This is a genomic window from Natronococcus pandeyae (assembly GCF_008122205.1).
GTDB classification, from domain to species: Archaea; Halobacteriota; Halobacteria; order Halobacteriales; family Natrialbaceae; genus Natronococcus; species Natronococcus pandeyae.
In genome coordinates, this window is record NZ_PHNJ01000002.1 from 501,886 (window position 1) to 520,473 (window position 18,588).

At 66.1% G+C, this 18,588-nt stretch carries 18 protein-coding genes and 1 pseudogene; 14 read left to right on the forward strand and 5 right to left on the reverse strand.

Features of this window, described 5'->3' with window-relative positions:
* Positions 1–61 precede the first annotated feature (61 nt).
* The gene (locus CV102_RS06050) at positions 62–2,239 is read left to right on the forward strand and encodes an ATP-dependent DNA helicase (protein WP_148856988.1); all 2,178 of its coding nucleotides are present in this window, start codon (positions 62–64) and stop codon (positions 2,237–2,239) included.
* A gap of 66 nt (positions 2,240–2,305) precedes the next feature.
* Here the strand turns inward: CV102_RS06050 and CV102_RS06055 are convergent, their stop codons facing one another.
* Positions 2,306–2,968: a helix-turn-helix domain-containing protein gene (locus tag CV102_RS06055; protein WP_148856989.1), complete on the reverse strand. Its 663-nt coding sequence runs from the start codon at positions 2,966–2,968 to the stop codon at positions 2,306–2,308.
* Between the two features lie 145 nt (positions 2,969–3,113).
* Here CV102_RS06055 and CV102_RS06060 point away from each other — a divergent pair, with 145 nt between their 5' ends.
* A complete protein-coding gene (locus tag CV102_RS06060; RefSeq protein WP_233710638.1) occupies positions 3,114–3,593 on the forward strand; it encodes a hypothetical protein in 480 nt (159 codons plus the stop codon).
* Between the two features lie 57 nt (positions 3,594–3,650).
* Here CV102_RS06060 and CV102_RS26360 read toward each other — a convergent pair whose 3' ends face one another.
* The 3 genes and pseudogenes from CV102_RS26360 to CV102_RS06070 form a co-directional block, all read right to left on the reverse strand.
* Complete coding sequence (locus CV102_RS26360) at positions 3,651–3,824, reverse strand: hypothetical protein (protein WP_222863684.1); 174 nt, start codon at positions 3,822–3,824, stop codon at positions 3,651–3,653.
* 13 nt (positions 3,825–3,837) lie between these two features.
* Positions 3,838–4,338, reverse strand: coding sequence for a 2'-5' RNA ligase family protein (locus CV102_RS06065; protein ID WP_148856990.1), 501 nt, complete (start codon positions 4,336–4,338; stop codon positions 3,838–3,840).
* Between the two features lie 52 nt (positions 4,339–4,390).
* A pseudogene (locus CV102_RS06070) lies at positions 4,391–4,570 on the reverse strand (DUF7554 family protein); the annotation flags it as partial.
* A 90-nt stretch (positions 4,571–4,660) separates the two neighbouring features.
* On the opposite strand from CV102_RS06070, the gene CV102_RS06075 reads away from it, so the two are divergent.
* The 10 genes from CV102_RS06075 to argF all read left to right on the forward strand — a co-directional run bounded on the left by CV102_RS06075 (position 4,661) and on the right by argF (position 15,341).
* On the forward strand, positions 4,661–5,785 hold the full coding sequence (locus CV102_RS06075) for a helix-turn-helix transcriptional regulator (protein WP_148856992.1): 1,125 nt from the start codon (positions 4,661–4,663) through the stop codon (positions 5,783–5,785).
* Positions 5,786–6,087: 302 nt separating this feature from the next.
* A complete protein-coding gene (locus CV102_RS06080; RefSeq protein WP_148856993.1) occupies positions 6,088–7,317 on the forward strand; it encodes an argininosuccinate synthase in 1,230 nt (409 codons plus the stop codon).
* Entirely contained in the window at positions 7,318–8,844 is a 1,527-nt protein-coding gene (argH, locus tag CV102_RS06085) for an argininosuccinate lyase (RefSeq protein ID WP_148856994.1), read from the forward strand.
* Positions 8,845–9,099: 255 nt separating this feature from the next.
* A complete protein-coding gene (gene lysW, locus CV102_RS06090) occupies positions 9,100–9,264 on the forward strand; it encodes a lysine biosynthesis protein LysW (protein WP_005554620.1) in 165 nt (54 codons plus the stop codon).
* Positions 9,261–10,148: a lysine biosynthesis protein LysX gene (lysX, locus tag CV102_RS06095; protein WP_148856995.1), complete on the forward strand. Its 888-nt coding sequence runs from the start codon at positions 9,261–9,263 to the stop codon at positions 10,146–10,148. Before lysW ends, lysX begins: the two co-directional genes overlap by 4 nt.
* Positions 10,148–11,224, forward strand: coding sequence for an N-acetyl-gamma-glutamyl-phosphate reductase (gene argC / locus CV102_RS06100; RefSeq protein ID WP_148856996.1), 1,077 nt, complete (start codon positions 10,148–10,150; stop codon positions 11,222–11,224). The genes lysX and argC overlap by 1 nt, the downstream gene beginning before the upstream one ends.
* A gap of 1 nt (position 11,225) precedes the next feature.
* The gene (locus CV102_RS06105) at positions 11,226–12,152 is read left to right on the forward strand and encodes an acetylglutamate/acetylaminoadipate kinase (RefSeq protein WP_148856997.1); all 927 of its coding nucleotides are present in this window, start codon (positions 11,226–11,228) and stop codon (positions 12,150–12,152) included.
* A complete protein-coding gene (locus tag CV102_RS06110) occupies positions 12,149–13,303 on the forward strand; it encodes an aspartate aminotransferase family protein (RefSeq protein ID WP_148856998.1) in 1,155 nt (384 codons plus the stop codon). The genes CV102_RS06105 and CV102_RS06110 overlap by 4 nt, the downstream gene beginning before the upstream one ends.
* Before the next feature lie 8 nt (positions 13,304–13,311).
* On the forward strand, positions 13,312–14,409 hold the full coding sequence (locus CV102_RS06115) for a [LysW]-lysine hydrolase (RefSeq protein ID WP_148857115.1): 1,098 nt from the start codon (positions 13,312–13,314) through the stop codon (positions 14,407–14,409).
* The gene (argF, locus tag CV102_RS06120; RefSeq protein WP_148856999.1) at positions 14,409–15,341 is read left to right on the forward strand and encodes an ornithine carbamoyltransferase; all 933 of its coding nucleotides are present in this window, start codon (positions 14,409–14,411) and stop codon (positions 15,339–15,341) included. Before CV102_RS06115 ends, argF begins: the two co-directional genes overlap by 1 nt.
* A 139-nt stretch (positions 15,342–15,480) precedes the next feature.
* On the opposite strand, the gene CV102_RS06125 is transcribed toward argF, so the two are convergent.
* Entirely contained in the window at positions 15,481–15,951 is a 471-nt protein-coding gene (locus tag CV102_RS06125; RefSeq protein ID WP_148857000.1) for a histidine kinase, read from the reverse strand.
* Between the two features lie 224 nt (positions 15,952–16,175).
* Between CV102_RS06125 and thrC the strand changes: the two genes are divergently transcribed.
* Positions 16,176–17,453 carry a threonine synthase gene (thrC, locus tag CV102_RS06130; RefSeq protein WP_148857001.1) on the forward strand — a complete coding sequence of 426 codons (1,278 nt, stop codon included), beginning with the start codon at positions 16,176–16,178 and terminating at the stop codon, positions 17,451–17,453.
* A gap of 190 nt (positions 17,454–17,643) precedes the next feature.
* Positions 17,644–18,540, forward strand: a complete 897-nt coding sequence (locus tag CV102_RS06135; RefSeq protein WP_148857002.1) for a transcription initiation factor IIB — start codon at positions 17,644–17,646, stop codon at positions 18,538–18,540.
* Positions 18,541–18,588 lie beyond the last annotated feature (48 nt).

An 18,588-nucleotide genomic window follows, 5' to 3' on the forward strand; every position in this document is an offset into this window, starting at 1 on the left:
GGTGGGCGACCGTTCGGATCGAGACGAATCCTTTTATCGAAGCGGGAACCAATCACGTACCGTGTCCGAGACAGCCGGGTACATGCGCTTTTTCCCGTACGAGCAGCCGTACGAGAACCAGCGCGAGGCGATGGATCGAATCCACAACGCGCTCGTGCGCGATCAGAACGTGCTCTTCGAGGGTGCCTGCGGAACCGGTAAGACGCTCTCGTCGCTCGTTCCCGCGCTCGAGGTCGCCCGCGAGCAGGACAAGACGGTCGTCATCACGACGAACGTCCACCAGCAGATGCGCCAGTTCGTCGCCGAAGCCCGGGCGATCACCCGCGAGGAGGACATCCGCGCGGTCGTCTTCAAGGGAAAGGGCTCGATGTGTCACATCGACGTCGGCTACGAGGAGTGCCAGGCCCTGCGGGACAACACCCGTGCGGTCGTCGACGCCGAACAGGACAGGGAGCAGCTCGAACGGCGCCAGCGCGAACTGCTCGCCGAGAGCCAGGAGGGAAGCGACGGCGGCACCGCGGCCGACGCCCGCAGCGCCGTCATGGACGAACTCGACTCCATCGAGGAGCGCCTCGAGGACTTAGCGGACCAGAACGTCTGTGACTACTACCGGAACAACCTCACGCAGGATACGGACGACTTCTTCGCCTGGCTGTTCGACGACGTCCGCACGCCCGACGAAATATACGAGTACGCCGAGCAACGGGAGTTCTGCGGCTACGAACTCCTGAAGGAAGGTATCGAGGGCGTCGACCTGGTCGTCTGTAACTACCACCACCTGCTCGATTCCACCATTCGCGAGCAGTTCTTCCGGTGGCTCGGCCGCGAACCGGAGGACGTCATCGCGGTCTTCGACGAGGCCCACAACGTCGAGGACGCCGCCCGCGAGCACGCGACCCGGACCTGCTCGGAGCGAACGTTCGACTCCGCGCTGGACGAACTCGCAGACACCGACGATCCGCGGTCGGCGGACGCGGTGAACGCCCTCTCGGCGTTCCACCGCGCACTGATAGACACCTACGAGGACTCGTTTAGCTTCGGCGAGCGCGAACAGATCGGCGAGAACTGGGAGGACGTCTCCATCGCGAACGAGGACCGCCGGGACGACCTCACGCTGGCCTTCCTCCAGCAGTACTCGGGCCAGGGTATCGAGGAGGACCTCGAGGCCGCGATGGAACTCGGTCAGGAACTCGACGAGGAGTACGAGGAGGCCTACCGTGAGGGAGAAACGGCGACGCGTGCGGAGTGTCAGACCCTGCAGGCGGCGGCGTTCGTCAGCGCGTGGATGAACGAGGGGGCCAAGGAGGGGTTGTATCCCGTCGTCTCCGTCACGCGGGACGCCGGCACGGACGAGGTGTACGGCCGCGCGGAGCTGTACACCTGCCTGCCGCGGCAGGTCACCGGGCAGCTGTTCGAGGAGGTCTCGGCGACGATCCTGATGAGCGCGACGCTCCAGCCCTTCGACGTCACCAGGGACGTCCTGGGCCTCGAGGACCCGATCACGATGGCCTACGGGCTGCAGTTCCCCGACGAACACCGCCGGACGTACGCCGTCGAGACGCCGCCGCTGTTCTCCTCGGACAGGGACGATCCGGACGTCCAGGCGGACGTCACCGACGCAATCTCCGACGCGGCCCGGATGACGCCCGGCAACACGCTCGCCTTCTTTCCGAACTACGGCGAGGCGAACCGGTACGCCGAGCGACTCGAGCGCCGGTGCGAGAAGACCGTGTACGTCGACGAGCCGGGTGTCTCCGTCGAGGAACTCCGCCAGAAGTTCGTCGCGGACGACGACGCCGTGCTCTGTACCTCGCTGTGGGGCACGCTCTCCGAGGGAGTGAGCTTCGACGGCGACGACGCGCGAACCGTCCTGGTCGTCGGCGTTCCCTACCCGCACCTCGACGACCGGGCGGAGGCGGTCCAGGAGGCCTACGACGCGGCCTTCGACGGCACCGACACCGGCTGGCGCTACGCCGTCGAGATTCCCACGGTGCGAAAGACGCGCCAGGCGCTCGGCCGGGTCATCCGCTCGCCGGAGGATATCGGCGTCCGCGCGCTGCTCGACCGGCGCTACTCTCGAGACGCCAAGTCCGACCTGGGCAAGTACAGCGTCAACGGCACCTTCCCCCACGAGGAGCGCGAGGAACTGATCGACATCGACCCCTCGAAGCTCAAGTTTTCGATGCTCAACTTCTACGGCGACCAGGACGCCTACGACGGGGAGCCGCCGTCGCCGTGACGGTCGGTTTTCTTCCGATACGGGCACAACGCGACTTGCTGTACGCGACACGGTGTGCGACGCTCGCTAGAGTGGTCGATCGGACTCGGTGAGTCGCTCCCCGCTAACGCCCGTCAGAACCCGCGTCAGTATACGCCGCTCTCCGCGTCGGACGATCCCGCTCGCCGTCGATTTATCGACGTCGAGTTTCGTCGCGAGTTCGTCGAGCGTGCACTCCCGAGGGACCTCGAAATACCCCTCTCGAAGCGCCGCCTCGAGCACCTCTCGCTGCCTGTCGGTGAGCAGCGCGGCCGTCTCTGCGGCCTCGACGATCGATCGGAGTTCGTACGGGTGGTCCGCCGCGTCGAGTACGTCTCGCAGCCGGTCGAACTCGGGGCGCGTCCCGGTGAAGTCCAGTTCGAACCAGCCGTCCTGAACGACGATCGGAAACTCGGGCGGGAGCGAAGACGCTTCGATGAACTTGTACAGTCCCGTATCCCTCGTTCGGTACTTTGCGAGCGATCGATCGTCGGTCCCCTCGAGGCGCTGGTAGGTCTCGATGGAGGGGTGGCTCGTAATTTCCTCGGCGATGTCCCGAGGGTCCTCGGCGACGACTTCGCCTAGTTCTACCGCCGTCTCGCCGGTCTGGATGCCTGACAGCAGGCGGAAGGTCGCGCCGGGAAACGAACGAGACACCTCTGCGATCCAGGTTTCCTCCGGCAATCGGATCCGGATTGATGCTGAAATCATCGTCGTCTATCTGTCCTATACACGCGAGTGACCAACACTTCCAGGCCCGGTCTGATCCGGGTGCCGTAGCGACCACGACCGCGGCGCGCGGCTACGCCAACACGTTGGGGAAATACCTTCCTCGGCGTCCGACGTGATTCTACCCATGTTCGGTGCGGAGAACGGCGCGCAGAATCGCCATGGAAGCGAGTACTGGGGACCGAAAAGTGTCGATACGCGACTCTACGGGTTGCTCGTTCTGGCGACGGGTTTCGGTGCTGGACACCACCTCGACCACGTCATCAGGGGCAACCACGTCGGCTGGCCGCTGATCCCGGAGGTCACGCCGTTCACGTACACCCTCGCGATTTACCCGCTGATCGCGGTCGGGCTCTATCTGACGCTAACGGAGCGAGTCGGGGCGGAGTACTGGACGGTTCTTCTGGGTGCGCTCACCCTCGTCGTCGTCGCGACTCACTTCGGTCCGTGGGCGTCCGAGCCACCCCGGGACATCGTCGGCCCGTACGAGAGCACGTACGCCGGGTACGTCGCCCTCGCGTGGTTGTTCGGGCTCATCGGCACGTTACTGGTGGCGACGGTCTACTCCGCACATCGGTGGCGGTGGGCCCGTAGTGTACCGTCCTGATGAAGATGGCGCTACGCTATCCCGGAATCGGCTGGCCGACCGCTCGCGAGCGGTGACTCAGTCGCCACTCGAGGCCTCGAGCGGTTCCGGCTCCCAGGCGTCGTAGCCGCCGGCCACCCGCGGTACGTACGATTTGACGACGAGAACGATGCACCTCCCGAGAAACCTGCGGTACTTGCAGCGAACGAAGCCGGTCGGAGAAGTGATCGGACCGTTCGGTCCGCTTCGCACTCGAGGAGGTGTGCTACGACGGCAAGGAGACGCGGCTGACCGGTAGCTTGTACGTTCCGTCCCAGAACTCGAGTTCGCCGACGGTCCACCTGATCGAGTCGATCTCACGGTCGGCCAGCCGTTTCGCGGTCGCCTCGTCCCCCCCGCGGGCGAGAGTGACGTGGGGGACGTAGTCGTTCCCCTCGAGCCCCTCGACGACGCCGAACGTCTCGGTCAGCCTGTCGTGAAGCTGCTCGAGTCCGGGGCTCTCGACTGCGAGGTAGACGACGGGTGCCGATCCGAGCGGTGGGTCGGCGAAGTAGTCGACGCCGGTGATCCGCGCCTCGACGGCGGGTGCACCCTCGAGCGCGCGGTGCGTTCGGTGTTGCAACTGCGTGACGTGGTCGGCGTCGCCGAGGCGCTTGAGCAGACACGAGTGGTCCTCGCGAACGGTCTCGAACCCGACCAGTTCGGGATAGAGGGCGTCCGCGACCTCGCGAACGCGTCCGGGGACCGGGACGTTGACGCTGTACACGTCTCCGTCAGTAGGGGCGACCGATGTATGAGTGTAGCGTTCTGCGCGACGAGATCCGATCGAGTAGCCAGAGAAGGATCACGACGAGGATGGCGAGGATCAGCAGTGGCCGCAGCAGGGTGAGCAAGCCGCTGACGAGCACGCTCAGGATTTCGATCACGAGCAGAACGGCGACTGACGCGAGGACGATTTTTAGCAGCGTTCCGACCTCGAGTGCACCGCGCGTATCAATCGTACTGAATGATGTCGAAGAACAATCTAAAAAACACTCCGTCGTCGTGGTCGGAAAGACCTATTTAGACGGCTCCATCATCTCTTTGTAATGGATGTGAGGGGGCTGCGGGCCCTGGTGGTGCTCGTGGTGGTGGTCGGGTGCCTGGTCGTGCCGATTCCGGCTGCGTCGGCTGTGGTGGCTGACGGGGGCGGCGAGACCGAGCAGCTGACGCTACAGGAGGAGGAGGACGAACCGGAGGCGGACGACGAGGGTCTCCAGCTCGACGACGCAGACGAGATCCACATCGACATCTACCTGTACGAGAACGGTTCGGCGACGTTCGTCGTCGATTATCGGTTCCCCATCAACGACGAGAACGAATCGGAGGAGGAGTGGCAGGCGTTCCGTGACGACCTCGAGTCGAACCCCGGCGAGTACCTCGAGTCGGAGGAAGAAGACTGGACCGACGTCGCGACAGACGGCGAAAACGCGACGGATCGAGAGATGAACCTCTCGAATTTCACCGTCAGTGTCGACGAAAGCTCCGCGCCGAGGGACCTGGGCCACGTCGAGTTCACCTTCGAGTGGTCGTCGTTCTCCCACGTCGAACTGAACCGAATCGAGGCGGGCGACGCGCTGTCGGGCTTTACGCTCATGGGTGATACGACCCTGCAGGTGTTCTGGCCGGAGAGCTATTCGGCCTACGATATCGATCCGGACTCCGACGACCGGGGCGAGGGGTCGGTCTTCTGGGACGGGGACGGAACCGAGTTTACCGACGATCAGCCCCGAATCGTCCTGATCGAAAACAGCGAAGCCACCGACGAACCGACCGAAACCGAGGAGGGTCCGGCGATGCCGTGGCTCGCAGTCGTCGGTGCGCTCGCGCTGCTGGCCGCTCTCGCAGTCGTCGGCTGGTGGCTCAGATACCGACGCGAACCGGATCCCGGAGTCGAGAGCCGCAGCGAACCGCCGGCAGACGCCGGCGAGACGCCACAGGAGGGGCCGCCACCGGAACTGCTGAGCAACGAAGAGCGCGTCTTGCACCTGCTCGAGCAGCGCGGCGGCCGGGTCAAACAGCAAGAGGTCGTCTCGGAACTCGACTGGACCGAGGCGAAGACCAGTCAGGTCGTCAGTGGTCTCCGCGAGAACGGCGAGGTCGAGGTCTTCCGCATCGGCCGGGAGAACGTCCTCGCGCTTCCGACGGAGGACGGTGAGGACTCCGAAGAGTAGCCACGACTCACGTAACTCTTGCCACTCGGGTAGGGTTTAAGAGGATCCAGTTTCTTAGAAGTGAGCAATGAGGCGCTCTATCGAGCATTCGGTCGCTCTTCTCGATACCGATGGAGCCGTCGTGCCGCGACGACCGCGACGACCGGGCCTTTGAGCCCACACTATACCTTACCCCCTGTTCCCCGATTGCTTTCGCTTCCCGAAAATCCCCGATTTTCACGTGTAGAGTGCTCTATTCGACTATTTTACGATCCACAAACCAACGAATTTAATACCATCCTTCTGCTTCACTCGAGTACGACATGACACGCGTTGCACTCGCGTTCTCGGGCGGACTCGACACGACGGTCTGTGTGCCGCTGCTCGAGGAGGAGTACGGATACGACGACGTCATCGGAGTCACCGTCGACGTCGGACAACCGGAATCGGAGTTCGAAGAAGCCGAGGAAACCGCCGAGGCACTCGGACTCGAACACTACGTCGTCGACGCCAAAGACGAGTTCGCCGACCTCTGTCTCGAGAGCGTCCGCGCGAACGCGACCTACCAGGGCTACCCGCTCGGAACCGCACTCGCGCGGCCAGTGATCGCGAGCGCGATCCTCGAGGTCGCCGAAGAACAGGACTGTACCGGCATCGCCCACGGCTGTACGGGCAAAGGGAACGATCAACTTCGCTTCGAAGCGGTCTGGCGCAGCTCCGATCTCGAAGTGATCGCGCCCGTCCGCGAACTCGGACTCACGCGCGAGTGGGAGAACGAGTACGCAGAAGAGAAGAACCTGCCCGTCGAGGGCGGCGGCGGCGGCAAGTGGTCGGTCGACACCAACCTCTGGAGCCGTTCGGTCGAGGGCGACAAGCTCGAGGATCCGAGCTACGTCCCGCCGGAGGAGATCTACGAGTGGACGCAGGCGCCGACCGGTGACAGCCAGGAGATCGAGATCGAGTTCGAGGAGGGCTACCCCGTCGCCGTCGACAGCGTCGAGTACGACCCCGTCGACCTCGTCGAACACCTCAACGGGGTGGCCGGCGCCTACGGCGTCGGTCGCACCGACTCGATGGAAGACCGCATGCTCGGTCTCAAGGTGCGCGAGAACTACGAGCACCCCGCCGCGACGACGCTGCTCAACGCCCACGAGGCCCTCGAGGGACTCGTCCTCACCCAGGAGGAACGCGAGTTCAAGCAGTTGATCGACCAGAAGTGGTCGAAGAAGGGCTACGAGGGACTGATCGACGCCCCGCTCGTGAGCGCGCTCGAGGGCTTCATCGACGAGACCCAGCAGCGCGTCACCGGGACGGTGACGATCCGCTTCGAGGGCGGGCAGGCTCGCGCGGTCGCCCGCGACAGCACGTACGCCGCGTACTCGGCCGAACACGCCTCCTTCAACACCGAGACGGTCGGCAAGATCAAACAGGAGGACGCCACGGGCGTCGCGAAGTACCACGGCTTCCAGCGCCGTCTCGCCAACGAGTCGATCGCGGCGAACGCCGACGACGAGGACGCAGTCGAACTCGCGACCGACGGGTGCGAGGAGTAGATGAGCGGAGAGAAAGCTCCCGGCGGTTCGATGGATGGCTCCGACGAGTCGGGTGTCGTCCGGCGGGACCGTTTTAGCGGTGGTCCCGCGCGGAGCTTTCTCTCCTCGCTCGCGGCTGACGAGCGGATTTTCGAGGCCGACCTCGAGGTCGACCGTGCACACTCGGTCATGCTCGCCGAACAGGGGATCGTCGAGGACGACACCGCGGGATCGATCCTGACCGCGCTGGACGCCATCGAGGTCGACGGTCACGACTCGCTACCCGACGGTGAGGACGTCCACGAGGCGATCGAGACGGCGGTCATCGAGCGCATCGGCGAAGCGGGCGGCAAGATGCACACCGCGCGCTCACGCAACGACGAGGTCGCGACCTGTATCCGCTACCGCCTTCGCGAGGACGTCCTCGAGGCGCTCGAGACGACGCTCGCGCTGCGCGAGGCGCTGACCGCGGTCGCCGAGGCGCACACGGAGACGATCATGCCCGGCTACACGCACCTTCAGCCCGCCCAGCCGACTACCGTCGCCCACTGGGCGCTCTCCTACGAGGGTGCGGTTCGTCGCGACACCGAACGGCTGCTCGAGGCCTACGAGCGGATCAACGAGTCCCCGCTGGGTGGCGCAGCTTTCGCGGGAACGACGTTCGAGATCGACCGCGAGCGGACGGCCGACCTGCTGGGCTTCGACGGGATCGTCGAAAATTCGATGGACGCCTCCTCGAGCCGGGACTTCCTGCTCGAGACGACGCAGGCGCTGTCGACCCACGCGACGACGCTGTCCGGCATCGCGGAGGATCTGATCATCTTCGCGAACCGCGGCTTCGTCGACCTCGCGGACGACTACTCCTCGACGTCGTCGATCATGCCCCAGAAGAAGAACCCGGACACGCTCGAACTCGTCCGCGCGGTCGCGGGCGACGCGGCGGGCGGCGTCCAGGGGCTGACGACGACGCTCAAGGGGCTCCCCCGCGCGTACAACCGCGATCTCCAGCGGGCGACGACCCACGCCTGGGAGACCGTCGACGCCGTAACGGAGGCCGGCGAAGTCGCCGCCGGCGCCGTCGCGACGGCCGACTGGAACGAGGACGCCCTCGCCGCCGAAGCGGGCGACGGCTTCTCGACGGCGACCGGCGTCGCCGACCTGCTGGCTGCGAACGGGCTGCCGTTCAGGACTGCTCACGAGATGGTTGCGAGCGCGGCGCAACGCGCCGCGAAAACGAGCGGTGAAACCGCGAGTAGCGCGGCCGACGGGGGAGGCGACTACGACGCACTCGAGGCCGCCGCCGAAGACGTCCTGGACGAACCCCTCGAGTCCTACGTCGATCCCGGCGCCGTCGAGGACGCGCTCGATCCCGCGAAGAGCGTCGCGAGCCGCGACTCGCAGGGCGGTCCCGCACCCGAAGCGGTGACTCCCCAGATCGAGTCGGCCCGCGACGCGCTCGAGAGCCACGAGGCGACGCACGCGGAGATGGCGGAAGCGCTCGAGGCGGCTCACACGGCCCTTCGCGAGGAGGTGAACGACTATGTCTGAGTTCCCCTCGTTCAGTCCGAGTCCGCGATCACCGCGATCGCCGCCCGCAGGTGAGCGACGACCCTGCAGGCGAGCGGGAATTCCGCTCCCGCCGCCGCCGTCCCCGCCGGGGGACGATACATATTCCAAATGATATACGGAACAAAAACTGCCGGAAAATAGCCACTCCACGCCGTTAGAGGGTAGTATAGATTATATAATTTTGTTGTTAGGTTCGAAGGGTTTAAGGGTACCGCGCTCCCAGTTGGGAATACAATGACAGAATGCGTCGAGTGTGGGGCAGAAGTGTCCCTGCACGACGATCTGGAAGTGGGAGAGATCGTTGACTGTACGACCTGCGGAGCCGAACTGGAAGTCGTCGACACCGAGCCGCCAGTCCTCGAGCGAGCCCCGGAGCTCGAAGAGGACTGGGGTGAGTGACCTTGCAGATAGGAATCCTCTACTCCCGGATCCGCAAGGACGAGAAGCTCCTCCTGAACGAGCTTCGCGAGCGCGATCACGAAATCACGAAGATCGACGTCCGCAAGCAGACGTTCGATATCAGTGAGGCACCCGAGGAGTTCGACGACCTCGATGTCGTCGTCGACCGCTGTCTCGCCACGAGTCGGAGCCTGTACGCCACGCAGTTCTTCGAGGCGTACGGCATCCCCGTGGTCAACAGCCACGAGACGGCCGACATCTGCGCGGACAAGGTGAAAAACAGCCTCGCGCTCGAGAAGGCGGGCGTCCCCACGCCCGCGACGAAAGTCGCGTTCACGAAGGAGACCGCGATGGAGGCCATCGAGGAGTTTGGCTACCCCTGCGTCCTCAAACCCGTCGTGGGTTCGTGGGGTCGCCTGATGGCCAAGATCGATTCCCCCGACGCGGCCGAGGCCATCCTCGAGCACAAGGCCACCCTCGGTCACTACGAGCACAAGGTGTTCTACGTCCAGGAGTTCGTCGAGAAACCCGGACGGGACATCCGCGTACTCGCGACCGACGGCGAACCGATCGCCGGCATGGTCCGCTCGTCGGACCACTGGATCACGAACGCCGCGAAGGGTGCCGAGACGGACGTCTTCGAGCCCGACGAGGAAGCGACGGAACTCGTCCAGAAGGCCAGCGACGCCGTCGGCGGCGGGCTGCTCGGTATCGACCTCATGGAAACTGAAGACGGGTATACCGTCCACGAGGTCAACCACACGGTCGAGTTCAAGGCGCTCGACGGCGCCGTCGACACCGACGTCGCCGGAACCGTCGTCGACTGGCTCGAGGAGAAGGCAGCCGAGAACGACGACGCCCAGGAAGTCGAGGTGACCTTCTGATGGCGGTCGGCACCGACGTCAGCGCGGACGAATCCACCGAAACGGTGACCGCGAGCGTCATCGGCGGCTCCGGCTTTACTGGCGGTGAACTCCTGCGACTGCTCGCCGGCCATCCCAATTTCGAACTCGCGGAGGTCACGAGCCGTTCGAAGGCCGGCAAGAGCGTCGGCTCCGTTCATCCGCCGCTGCGTGGGACCGACCTGCGCTTTACCGAACCCGAGGATCTCGAAAGCGTCGACGTTCTATTCGCGGCGACGCCACACGGCGTTTCAATGGGACAGATCGACGACTTCTTCGATATCGCGGAGACGGTCGTCGACCTCTCGGCCGACTTCCGCCTCGAAACCGAGGAACAGTACGACGAGTGGTACGACGGCCACAGCGCGCCCGAATACCTCGAGAAGGCTGAGTACGCGCTTCCCGAGATCAACCGCGACAACCTCGCGGGCGCCGAACTGATCGCCGGCGGCGGCTGTAACGCCACCGCCACCATCCTGGGGCTGTACCCGCTGTTCGAGCACGGCATCCTCGACGGCGGAGAGCAGATCGTCGTCGACGTCAAAGTCGGATCGAGCGAGGGAGGGGCCGGCGGCGGCGAGGCCTCCTCGCATCCGGAACGGTCCGGTGTGGTCCGTCCGTACGCGCCGACGGGTCACCGTCACGAGGCCGAAATCGAGCAGTTCCTCGACACGAGCGTCGCCTTCACCTGCCACGCCGTGGACATGATTCGCGGCGCCAGCGCGACGAACCACGTCTTCCCGTCGGGACCGGTCTCGAAGGGCGACCTCTGGAAGGCCTACCGCGGCTGCTACGAGGACGAACCGTTCGTTCGGATGGCCGCGGGCGGCTCCGGCGTCTATCGCTACCCCGAACCCAAATCCGTGGCGGGGACGAACCTCGCCGAAGTCGGCTTCGAACTCGACCCCTCGAACAAGCGCATCGTCGTCTTTTCGGCGATCGACAACATGATGAAGGGCTCGGCCGGCCAGGCGGTCCATGCCGCCAACATCGCGCTCGGCTTAGAGGAGACGGCCGGACTCGAGTTTACGGGGCTCCACCCCGTGGGGGCACCCTGAAATGACGGTCGTCGTCAAGATCGGCGGCGCCCGCGCCGTCGATCCCGAGGGTGCGCTCGCGGACGTCGCCTCCCTCGTCGAGGGAAGCGCGGAACCACGTTCCGCGGATGACTCGAGCGGGCAGCGCCCGCGAGAGGGCGAAGACGTCGTCCTCACCCACGGCGGCTCCACGGCCGTCGACGAGACCCTCGAGGAACTCGGCCAGGAACCCACCTACGTCGAGACGCCCGGCGGCGTCGTCGGCCGGTTTACCGACGAGGAGACGATGGACGTCTTCAAGATGGTCATGCCCGGCAAGCTCAACACCGACCTCGTCGAGAGCCTGCAGAACGAGGGCGTGAACGCAGTCGGCCTCTCGGGCACGGACGGGAAACTGCTCTGTGGCAAGCGCAAGTCGGCCGTCCGCGTGAAGGAGGACGGCAAGAAAAAGATCAAGCGCGGCGACCACTCGGGCAAGATCGAGTCCGTGAACGCGGACTTGCTCGAGACGATGCTCGCGGGCGGCTACACGCCCGTCGTTTCGGTCCCGGTGCTCGGAAAAGAGAAGAGCGGAGGGTACACCGCGGTCAACGCCGACGCCGACCGCGCGGCTGCCGCAATTGCGGGAGCACTCGAGGCCGACCTGGTCGTGCTGACCGACGTCTCTGGCATCTACGAGGATCCCGACGACGAGTCGACGCGTATCGATTCGGCGTCCACGCCCGAGGAGTTCGCGGCCGTCGAGGACGCCGCCGAGGGGTTCATGACGAAGAAGGTCATGGCCGCCCAGGAGGCCCTCGAGGGCGGCGCCGCGTCGGTCACCGTCGCGACGGCCAACGCGGATGCACCGATCACCAGCGCGCTCGCGGGCGAGGGGACGACCCTCGAGCCCGGCGCGCTCGCGGACGACGAATCGGACGAGGAAACCGCACAGGAGGCCACACAATGAGCGACCACGATTTCGTCTCCGGCAGCAAGCCGATCGGCATCGAACGCGGCGAGGGGCCGTACCTCTACAGCACCGACGGAACGGAGTACGTAGACGCCGGTGCGAGCTTCGCGTGCACGCCGCTGGGACACTCCCATCCCGCGGTCGTCGACGCGGTGCAAGAACAGGTCGGCGAGCTGACGTTCGTCGACTCCTCGTTCCCCGTCCAGTCGCGCGAGGACGCGTACGCCGCGTTCGTCGCGTCGACGCCCGACGGCCTCGACCAGGCCTGGTTCTGTAACTCCGGGACCGAGGCGAACGAGGCCGCGCTGAAGTTCGCCCGTTCGGCGACCGGCGAGTCGAAGATCGTCGCTGCGACCCGCTCGTTCCACGGGCGGACGATGGGCTCGCTCGCTGCCACCTGGAAGGACGCGTACAAGAAACCCTTCGAACCGCTCGCCGGCGACGTGGAGTTCGTCCCCTACGGCGACGCTGCGGAACTCGAGGCCGCCGTCGACGACGAGACCGCGGCCGTGATCCTCGAGCCGATCCAGGGCGAGGGCGGAATCAACGTCCCGCCCGCGGGCTACCTCGAGACGGCCCGCGAAGCCACCGACGACGTCGGCGCGGCGCTCGTCTTCGACGAAGTCCAGACCGGCATGGGCCGCACGGGCGAGATGTGGGCCTGCCAGAACGCGGGCGTCACGCCCGACGTGCTCACGACGGCCAAGGGCCTGGGTAACGGCCTGCCCGTCGGCGCGGTCGCGGTGCGGGACTGGATCGCCGACGGCGCGGCGTCGCACAACGCTACGTTCAGCGGTGGCCCCGTCGTCTCCGCGGCGGTCCACGCCACCGTCTCGACGCTGGTCGAGGAGGAGTGGCCCGCCCACGCCGCCGAGATGGGCGACTATCTCACGGCGGAACTCGAGGCCGCGCTGGGCGACGAGGTGCGCGAGGTCCGCGGCGACGGCCTGCTCGTCGGCATCGAACTGAAACGCGGCGCGAACCGCGCCGCCCGCGATCTGGCGATGAACCATCAGGTTCTCGCGCTACCCGCGGGCCGGACCGTATTGCGCCTGTTGCCGCCGCTCGTGATCGAGGAAGCAGACGCGGATCGGCTCGTCGACGCGCTGGCCGATACCATCGCCCCCGAGGCGGACGCCAAATCATGAGCACGACGATGAAGGACACGGCCGACGTCTCGCTCGAGGACGCCCGTCAGCTGCTGATCGACCTCGTCTCGATCCCGTCGCCGTCCGGCGACGAAGCGGCGGCTGCGGAGCGACTCGTCGAGTTCTTCGAGGCCTACGGCCGCGAGGCGTGGCTCGACGAGGTCGGCAACGTTCGCGCGCCGGCCGACGACTCGGTGTTGCTGACCTCGCACGTCGACACCGTTCCCGGGGAGATCCCGGTCGAGGTCGAACCCGCCGACGAGACGGACGTCGAGGCGGAGATCGCCGAGGAAGAAGGCGAGGACGTCCTCTGGGGTCGCGGCAGCGTCGACGCCACCGGCCCGCTCGCGGCGATGGCCGCCGCGGCCGTCCGAACGGGCGTCTCGTTCGTCGGCGTCGTCGGCGAGGAGACGAACTCGCGCGGCGCGCGTCACCTCGTCGACGACCGCGGCGAACCCGACGCCGTGGTCAACGGCGAACCTAGCGGTGCGACGGGGATTACGCTCGGCTACCGCGGCTTCCTCGCGGGTACCTACGTGGCGACCAGCGAGTCCGGTCACACTTCCCGGCCCGAACCGAACGCGATCCAGCACGCGACGAACTGGTGGACGACCGTCGAATCGGTCTTCGAGGCCGACGAGTACACGCCCGTCTTCGAACGCGTGACTGCCAAACCGGTCGATGTCGACGGCGGGATCAGCGACGACGGGCTGTCGGTCGAGACGACGCTCGAGGTTCAGCTCCGGATTCCTCCGTCGCTCGATGCCGAGACCGTCCGCGAGACCGCCGAGGCCGAACTCGAGATCGGCACCGTCTCGTGGGCCGAGCCGATCCCGCCCGTGATGGAGAGTCCCAGAACGGAGGTCGCCCGGGCGTTCCGGGTGGCGATCCGCAAGGGGGACGCCGAGCCGCGGCTCCTGCGCAAGACCGGCACCAGCGACATGAACCTCTACGCCGGCGCGTGGGACTGCCCGATGGTGACCTACGGCCCCGGTAACTCCGACCTGGATCACGCGCCGGACGAGCGGCTCTCGCTCGCCGAGTTCGATCGGTCCGTCGACGTCCTCGAGCGCGTTTCGACGACGCTTCGTGGAGGTGACGACTGATGACGGCCGACGGCTCCACAGCGTCGGAGCCTCGACACTTCCTCGAGATCGACGACCTCTCGCGGGAGGAGCTGACGGCGGTCCTCGAACGAGCGAGCGAGTACAAACGCGCCCAGGAGGCCGGCGAGGACCACGCGGACCTCGAGGGCCAGACGCTGGGAATGATCTTTCAGAAGCCGAGCACGCGCACTCGCGTCTCCTTCGAGACGGGGATGACCCAGCTCGGCGGTCACGCCGTCTTCCTCGGCGCCGACGATATCCAACTGGGCCGCGGTGAACCGCTGAAGGACACCTCGCGGACGCTCTCGCGGTACGTCGACGTCGTGATGGCCCGGCTGTTCAGACACGAGAACGTCGAGGTGCTCGCCGAGTACGCCTCGGTCCCGATCGTCAACGGGCTCACCGACGACGCCCATCCCTGCCAGACGCTCGCGGACCTGCTGACGATCCGCGAGCAGATGGGCGGCTTCGAGGACGTCTCGGCGGCCTGGATCGGGGACGGCAACAACGTCGCCCAGTCGTTCGTGATCGGGGCGGCGCTGACCGACATCGATCTCACCGTCGCGACGCCCGAGGGGTACGGCATCGACGACGACGTCCTGGAACGCGCCCGCGAACTCGGCGACGACCCCACGACCACGACCGATCCCGTCGATGCGGTCGCGGACGCGGACGTCGTCTACACCGACGTCTGGACCAGCATGGGCCAGGAGGACGAGCGCGACGTTCGGATGGACGCCTTCGAGGGGTTCCAGCTCTGCTCGGACCTCCTCGAGCACGCGCCCGAGGCGTCGGTGATGCACTGTCTGCCCGCCCACCGCGGCGAGGAGATCACCGACGACGTCATCGAGAGCGACCGCTCGGTCGTCTTCGATCAGGCTGAAAACCGACTGCACGCGCAGAAAGCGTTGTTGAGCTGGCTGCTCGAGTAGAGTCGCACCCGCGAGCGAAGCGAGCGGCTTTTTGGTCCAGATTTTTTCGCGAGGGTGGAGTGAACCCGAGCGAAAAAAGGTGGCCACGAAAGCGTTGTTGAGTTGGCTGCTCGAGTAACCAGCCGTCTTTTCTCCCGGGTTAGCGCTCGAGGAACGCGTACGCGAGGCCGAGGACGATTCCGTAGGCGGCGTGGCCCACCAGACTGCCGACGTCGACGTTCGGCAGCGGCGGCGCCATCGGGAAGCCGACCACCGAGAGCCAGACCGGCATGACGACGACCGCGAGGGCGGCCCAGATGACGACGCCGTAAGCGAGGCCGAGACCGGCGGTTCGGACGATGCCGGGATCCGTCTTTCCGACTGCGCCGAGTATCACCCCGAAGACGACGCCGAGCACCGCGCCGTGGGAGACGTGGATAATCCAGCCGACGAGTCCGCCTTCGAGGCCGTACATCGCCGGAATACCCATCTCGAGAACGGCGGGGCTCTGTACGGCCATCATCGCGCCGAAGACGATCGCGCCGGCGATTCCGCCGACGGTGCCGGCTTGCCAGGGTTCGAGCGGGGTTCCGGTTCGTTCTGCAGTCCGAGTCCGCATTTTCGATGCCATACGGTACCAGTGCACTCGAGCGGGTGTAGCGATGTCTCGGTCTGGCACCGCTCGCGCACAGGTCCCGTGGGTGACTCGATAGCGAGGTGACGGTCTCCGAACGGAGCGGGTCGCGGCGCCGTCGAGGGCGACGGTGGGACGTGATCGTCCGTTCGACCGCGTTTCCGGTGGCAGCATTCAGAGCAATCAGCCCCTTTTTCTCCGTTGCCCACTACGTCCCGGTAATGAGTCTCAGTCTTTCCGCTGGGAAACCGGAGGTACCCGACGACGCGGCCGACGGAACCTGGCTCGAGTGCATCGACTGCGGGGAAACGTTCGGACCCTTCGAGGACGTTCGCTACACCTGTGACGAGTGCGATAGCCTGCTCGAGGTCCGCTACGCCGAGCACCCGACCTTCGACGACTTCGAGGGGGAGGGCGTCTGGCGCTACTCCGACGCGCTCCCGCTCGAGTCGGGGGTCACGGCCCAGGAGGGCGCGACGCCGCTGTACGAGGTCCCGCGACTCGAGGAGTCGATCGACGTCGAGGCGCTGCGGATCAAACACGAGGGGATGAACCCGACGGGTTCGTTCAAGGACCGCGGGATGACCGTCGGCGTCGCTGTCGCGAAGGAACTCGGCGTCGGCCGGTTGGCCTGTGCTTCGACCGGGAACACGAGCGCTGCGCTGGCCGCCTACGGCTCCCGCGGCGGGATGGAGACGCTCGTGCTCCTCCCCGCGGGGAAGGTCGCTGCGGGGAAGATCGCCCAGGCGAGTCTCCACGGCGCACGCATCCTCGAGGTCGACGGCAACTTCGACGCCTGTCTCGACATCGTCCAGGAACTCGCGAGCCAGGGCGAGGCCTATCTGCTGAACTCGCTGAACCCGTTCCGCCTCGAGGGCCAGAAGACGATCGGTTTCGAGATTCTCGAAGCGTTCCGGGACGACTACGGAGCGTTCCCGGATCGAATCGTCCTTCCGGTCGGCAACGCGGGAAACACGTCCGCGCTGTACAAGGCGTTCCGCGAACTCGTCCAGGCGGGCGAACTGGACCGCGACGAGGTGCCGAAGCTCACCGGCGTTCAGGCGGAGGGCGCCGCGCCGATGGTCGAAGCGATCGAGAACGGCGCGGACGAGGTTCGCCGCTGGGAGGACGTCGAAACGCGCGCGACGGCGATCCGGATCGGCAACCCGGTCAACGCCCCCAAGGCACTGCCCGGCATCCGCGAAACCGACGGGACGGCGATATCCGTCTCGGACAAGGAGATCACCGAGGCCCAGCGCGATCTCGCGGGCGAGGGGATCGGCGTCGAGCCAGCCTCCGCGGCTTCCGTCGCCGGCCTCCGTAAGCTTCGCGCCGAGGGGATCGTCGAGAGCGACGAGCGCGTCGCCTGTCTGACGACCGGTCATCTGCTCAAAGATCCCGACGCGGCCGCCGCCGCCGGTAACGACCCCGAACCCGTCCCCGCCGACACGGACGGCGTTCTCGCGAGCCTTGCGAGCGAGAACTCGTCGGAGCGATAGCGCTGCCGGCGTCCTCGAGCACCTGCCGGAGTAATCTCCCGTAGCTGACCGGGCTTTCTGTATCAACGGTCGTGACGACTGTTCCGAATTGCTGACGGCCGAGAAGCCGTTCGACCGGCACATTCTGGTTAAATCTTATACTTTAAATAAGATGACTACACTCACTAATACTAACTGGTGATAATTACCAATGGGTGGAACGGAATCGACCGCTACCTGTCCCGAATGCGACGGTCGACTACGGAAGACGGGAACCGAATTCGTCTGCGAGGAGTGTGGCCTCGTCTCCGGCGAGGATGTGATCGATCGCGGTCCCGAGTGGCGCTCGTTCGACGACGGGACAGATCGGCGGCGTACCGGTGCACCGCTGACGCGCTCGAGACACGACCGCGGGCTCTCCACGGAGATTGGGTACAGCGGCGGGGCAGGCTACCGCTCCCGATTGACCGGCCGCAAACGCCGACAGATCGCCCGGCTTCGGCGCGAACACAACCGGGCCCGGATCTCCACGAAGGCGGACCAGAACCAGGTGTACGGGTTTACAGAAATCAGACGCGTGAACGCCCTGCTCTCGCTGCCGGACTCCGTCCGAGAGCAGGCGTGTACGCTCTTCGACTCGGCCCAGTCCGAGGGGCTCCTCCAGGGGCGTTCGATCGAGGGCTTCGCCGCGGCGGCGATCTACGCCACCTGTCGAACGAACTCGTTCGCTCGAACGATCGACGAGATCACCGACGTCGCTCGCGCCGACGAGGACGAACTCAAGGCCGCCTACGACGCACTGAACCGAGAACTCGGGCTTCCGACCGGTCCGATCGATCCGACGCAGTACCTGCCGCGCTACGCCTCGAAACTCGACCTCGAGACGGCCGTCGAGCGCCGCGCCCGCGAGCACGTGACCGCGCTCCACGAGAACGGATCGATCGGCGGCCGTAATCCGAGCGGCGTCGCTGCGGCGTGTCTGTATCGGGCCGCAGACGAACGCGAGGAGTGGCCGTCGATTACCCAGACCGATGCGGCCGCGGTCGCCGACGTCGCCCCCGCGACGATCCGATCGACGGTGACGACGCTCGAGAATCAGAATCGCTAGACGATCCGAGGGCCGGTACGAAGCCCGACACGTAGAACAGCAGAGCGG

What these genes read in the sequence shown, in the direction of transcription:
- CV102_RS06055 (WP_148856989.1), bottom strand. Translation starts at nt 2,968, where the DNA reads ATGATTTCAGCATCAATCCGGATCCGATTGCCGGAGGAAACCTGGATC.
- CV102_RS06060 (WP_233710638.1), top strand. Translation starts at nt 3,114, where the DNA reads ATGTTCGGTGCGGAGAACGGCGCGCAGAATCGCCATGGAAGCGAGTAC.
- CV102_RS06075 (WP_148856992.1), top strand. Translation starts at nt 4,661, where the DNA reads ATGGATGTGAGGGGGCTGCGGGCCCTGGTGGTGCTCGTGGTGGTGGTC.
- CV102_RS06080 (WP_148856993.1), top strand. Translation starts at nt 6,088, where the DNA reads ATGACACGCGTTGCACTCGCGTTCTCGGGCGGACTCGACACGACGGTC.
- argH (WP_148856994.1), top strand. Translation starts at nt 7,318, where the DNA reads ATGAGCGGAGAGAAAGCTCCCGGCGGTTCGATGGATGGCTCCGACGAG.
- lysW (WP_005554620.1), top strand. Translation starts at nt 9,100, where the DNA reads ATGACAGAATGCGTCGAGTGTGGGGCAGAAGTGTCCCTGCACGACGAT.
- argC (WP_148856996.1), top strand. Translation starts at nt 10,148, where the DNA reads ATGGCGGTCGGCACCGACGTCAGCGCGGACGAATCCACCGAAACGGTG.
- CV102_RS06105 (WP_148856997.1), top strand. Translation starts at nt 11,226, where the DNA reads ATGACGGTCGTCGTCAAGATCGGCGGCGCCCGCGCCGTCGATCCCGAG.
- CV102_RS06110 (WP_148856998.1), top strand. Translation starts at nt 12,149, where the DNA reads ATGAGCGACCACGATTTCGTCTCCGGCAGCAAGCCGATCGGCATCGAA.
- CV102_RS06115 (WP_148857115.1), top strand. Translation starts at nt 13,312, where the DNA reads ATGAAGGACACGGCCGACGTCTCGCTCGAGGACGCCCGTCAGCTGCTG.
- argF (WP_148856999.1), top strand. Translation starts at nt 14,409, where the DNA reads ATGACGGCCGACGGCTCCACAGCGTCGGAGCCTCGACACTTCCTCGAG.
- CV102_RS06125 (WP_148857000.1), bottom strand. Translation starts at nt 15,951, where the DNA reads ATGGCATCGAAAATGCGGACTCGGACTGCAGAACGAACCGGAACCCCG.
- thrC (WP_148857001.1), top strand. Translation starts at nt 16,176, where the DNA reads ATGAGTCTCAGTCTTTCCGCTGGGAAACCGGAGGTACCCGACGACGCG.
- CV102_RS06135 (WP_148857002.1), top strand. Translation starts at nt 17,644, where the DNA reads ATGGGTGGAACGGAATCGACCGCTACCTGTCCCGAATGCGACGGTCGA.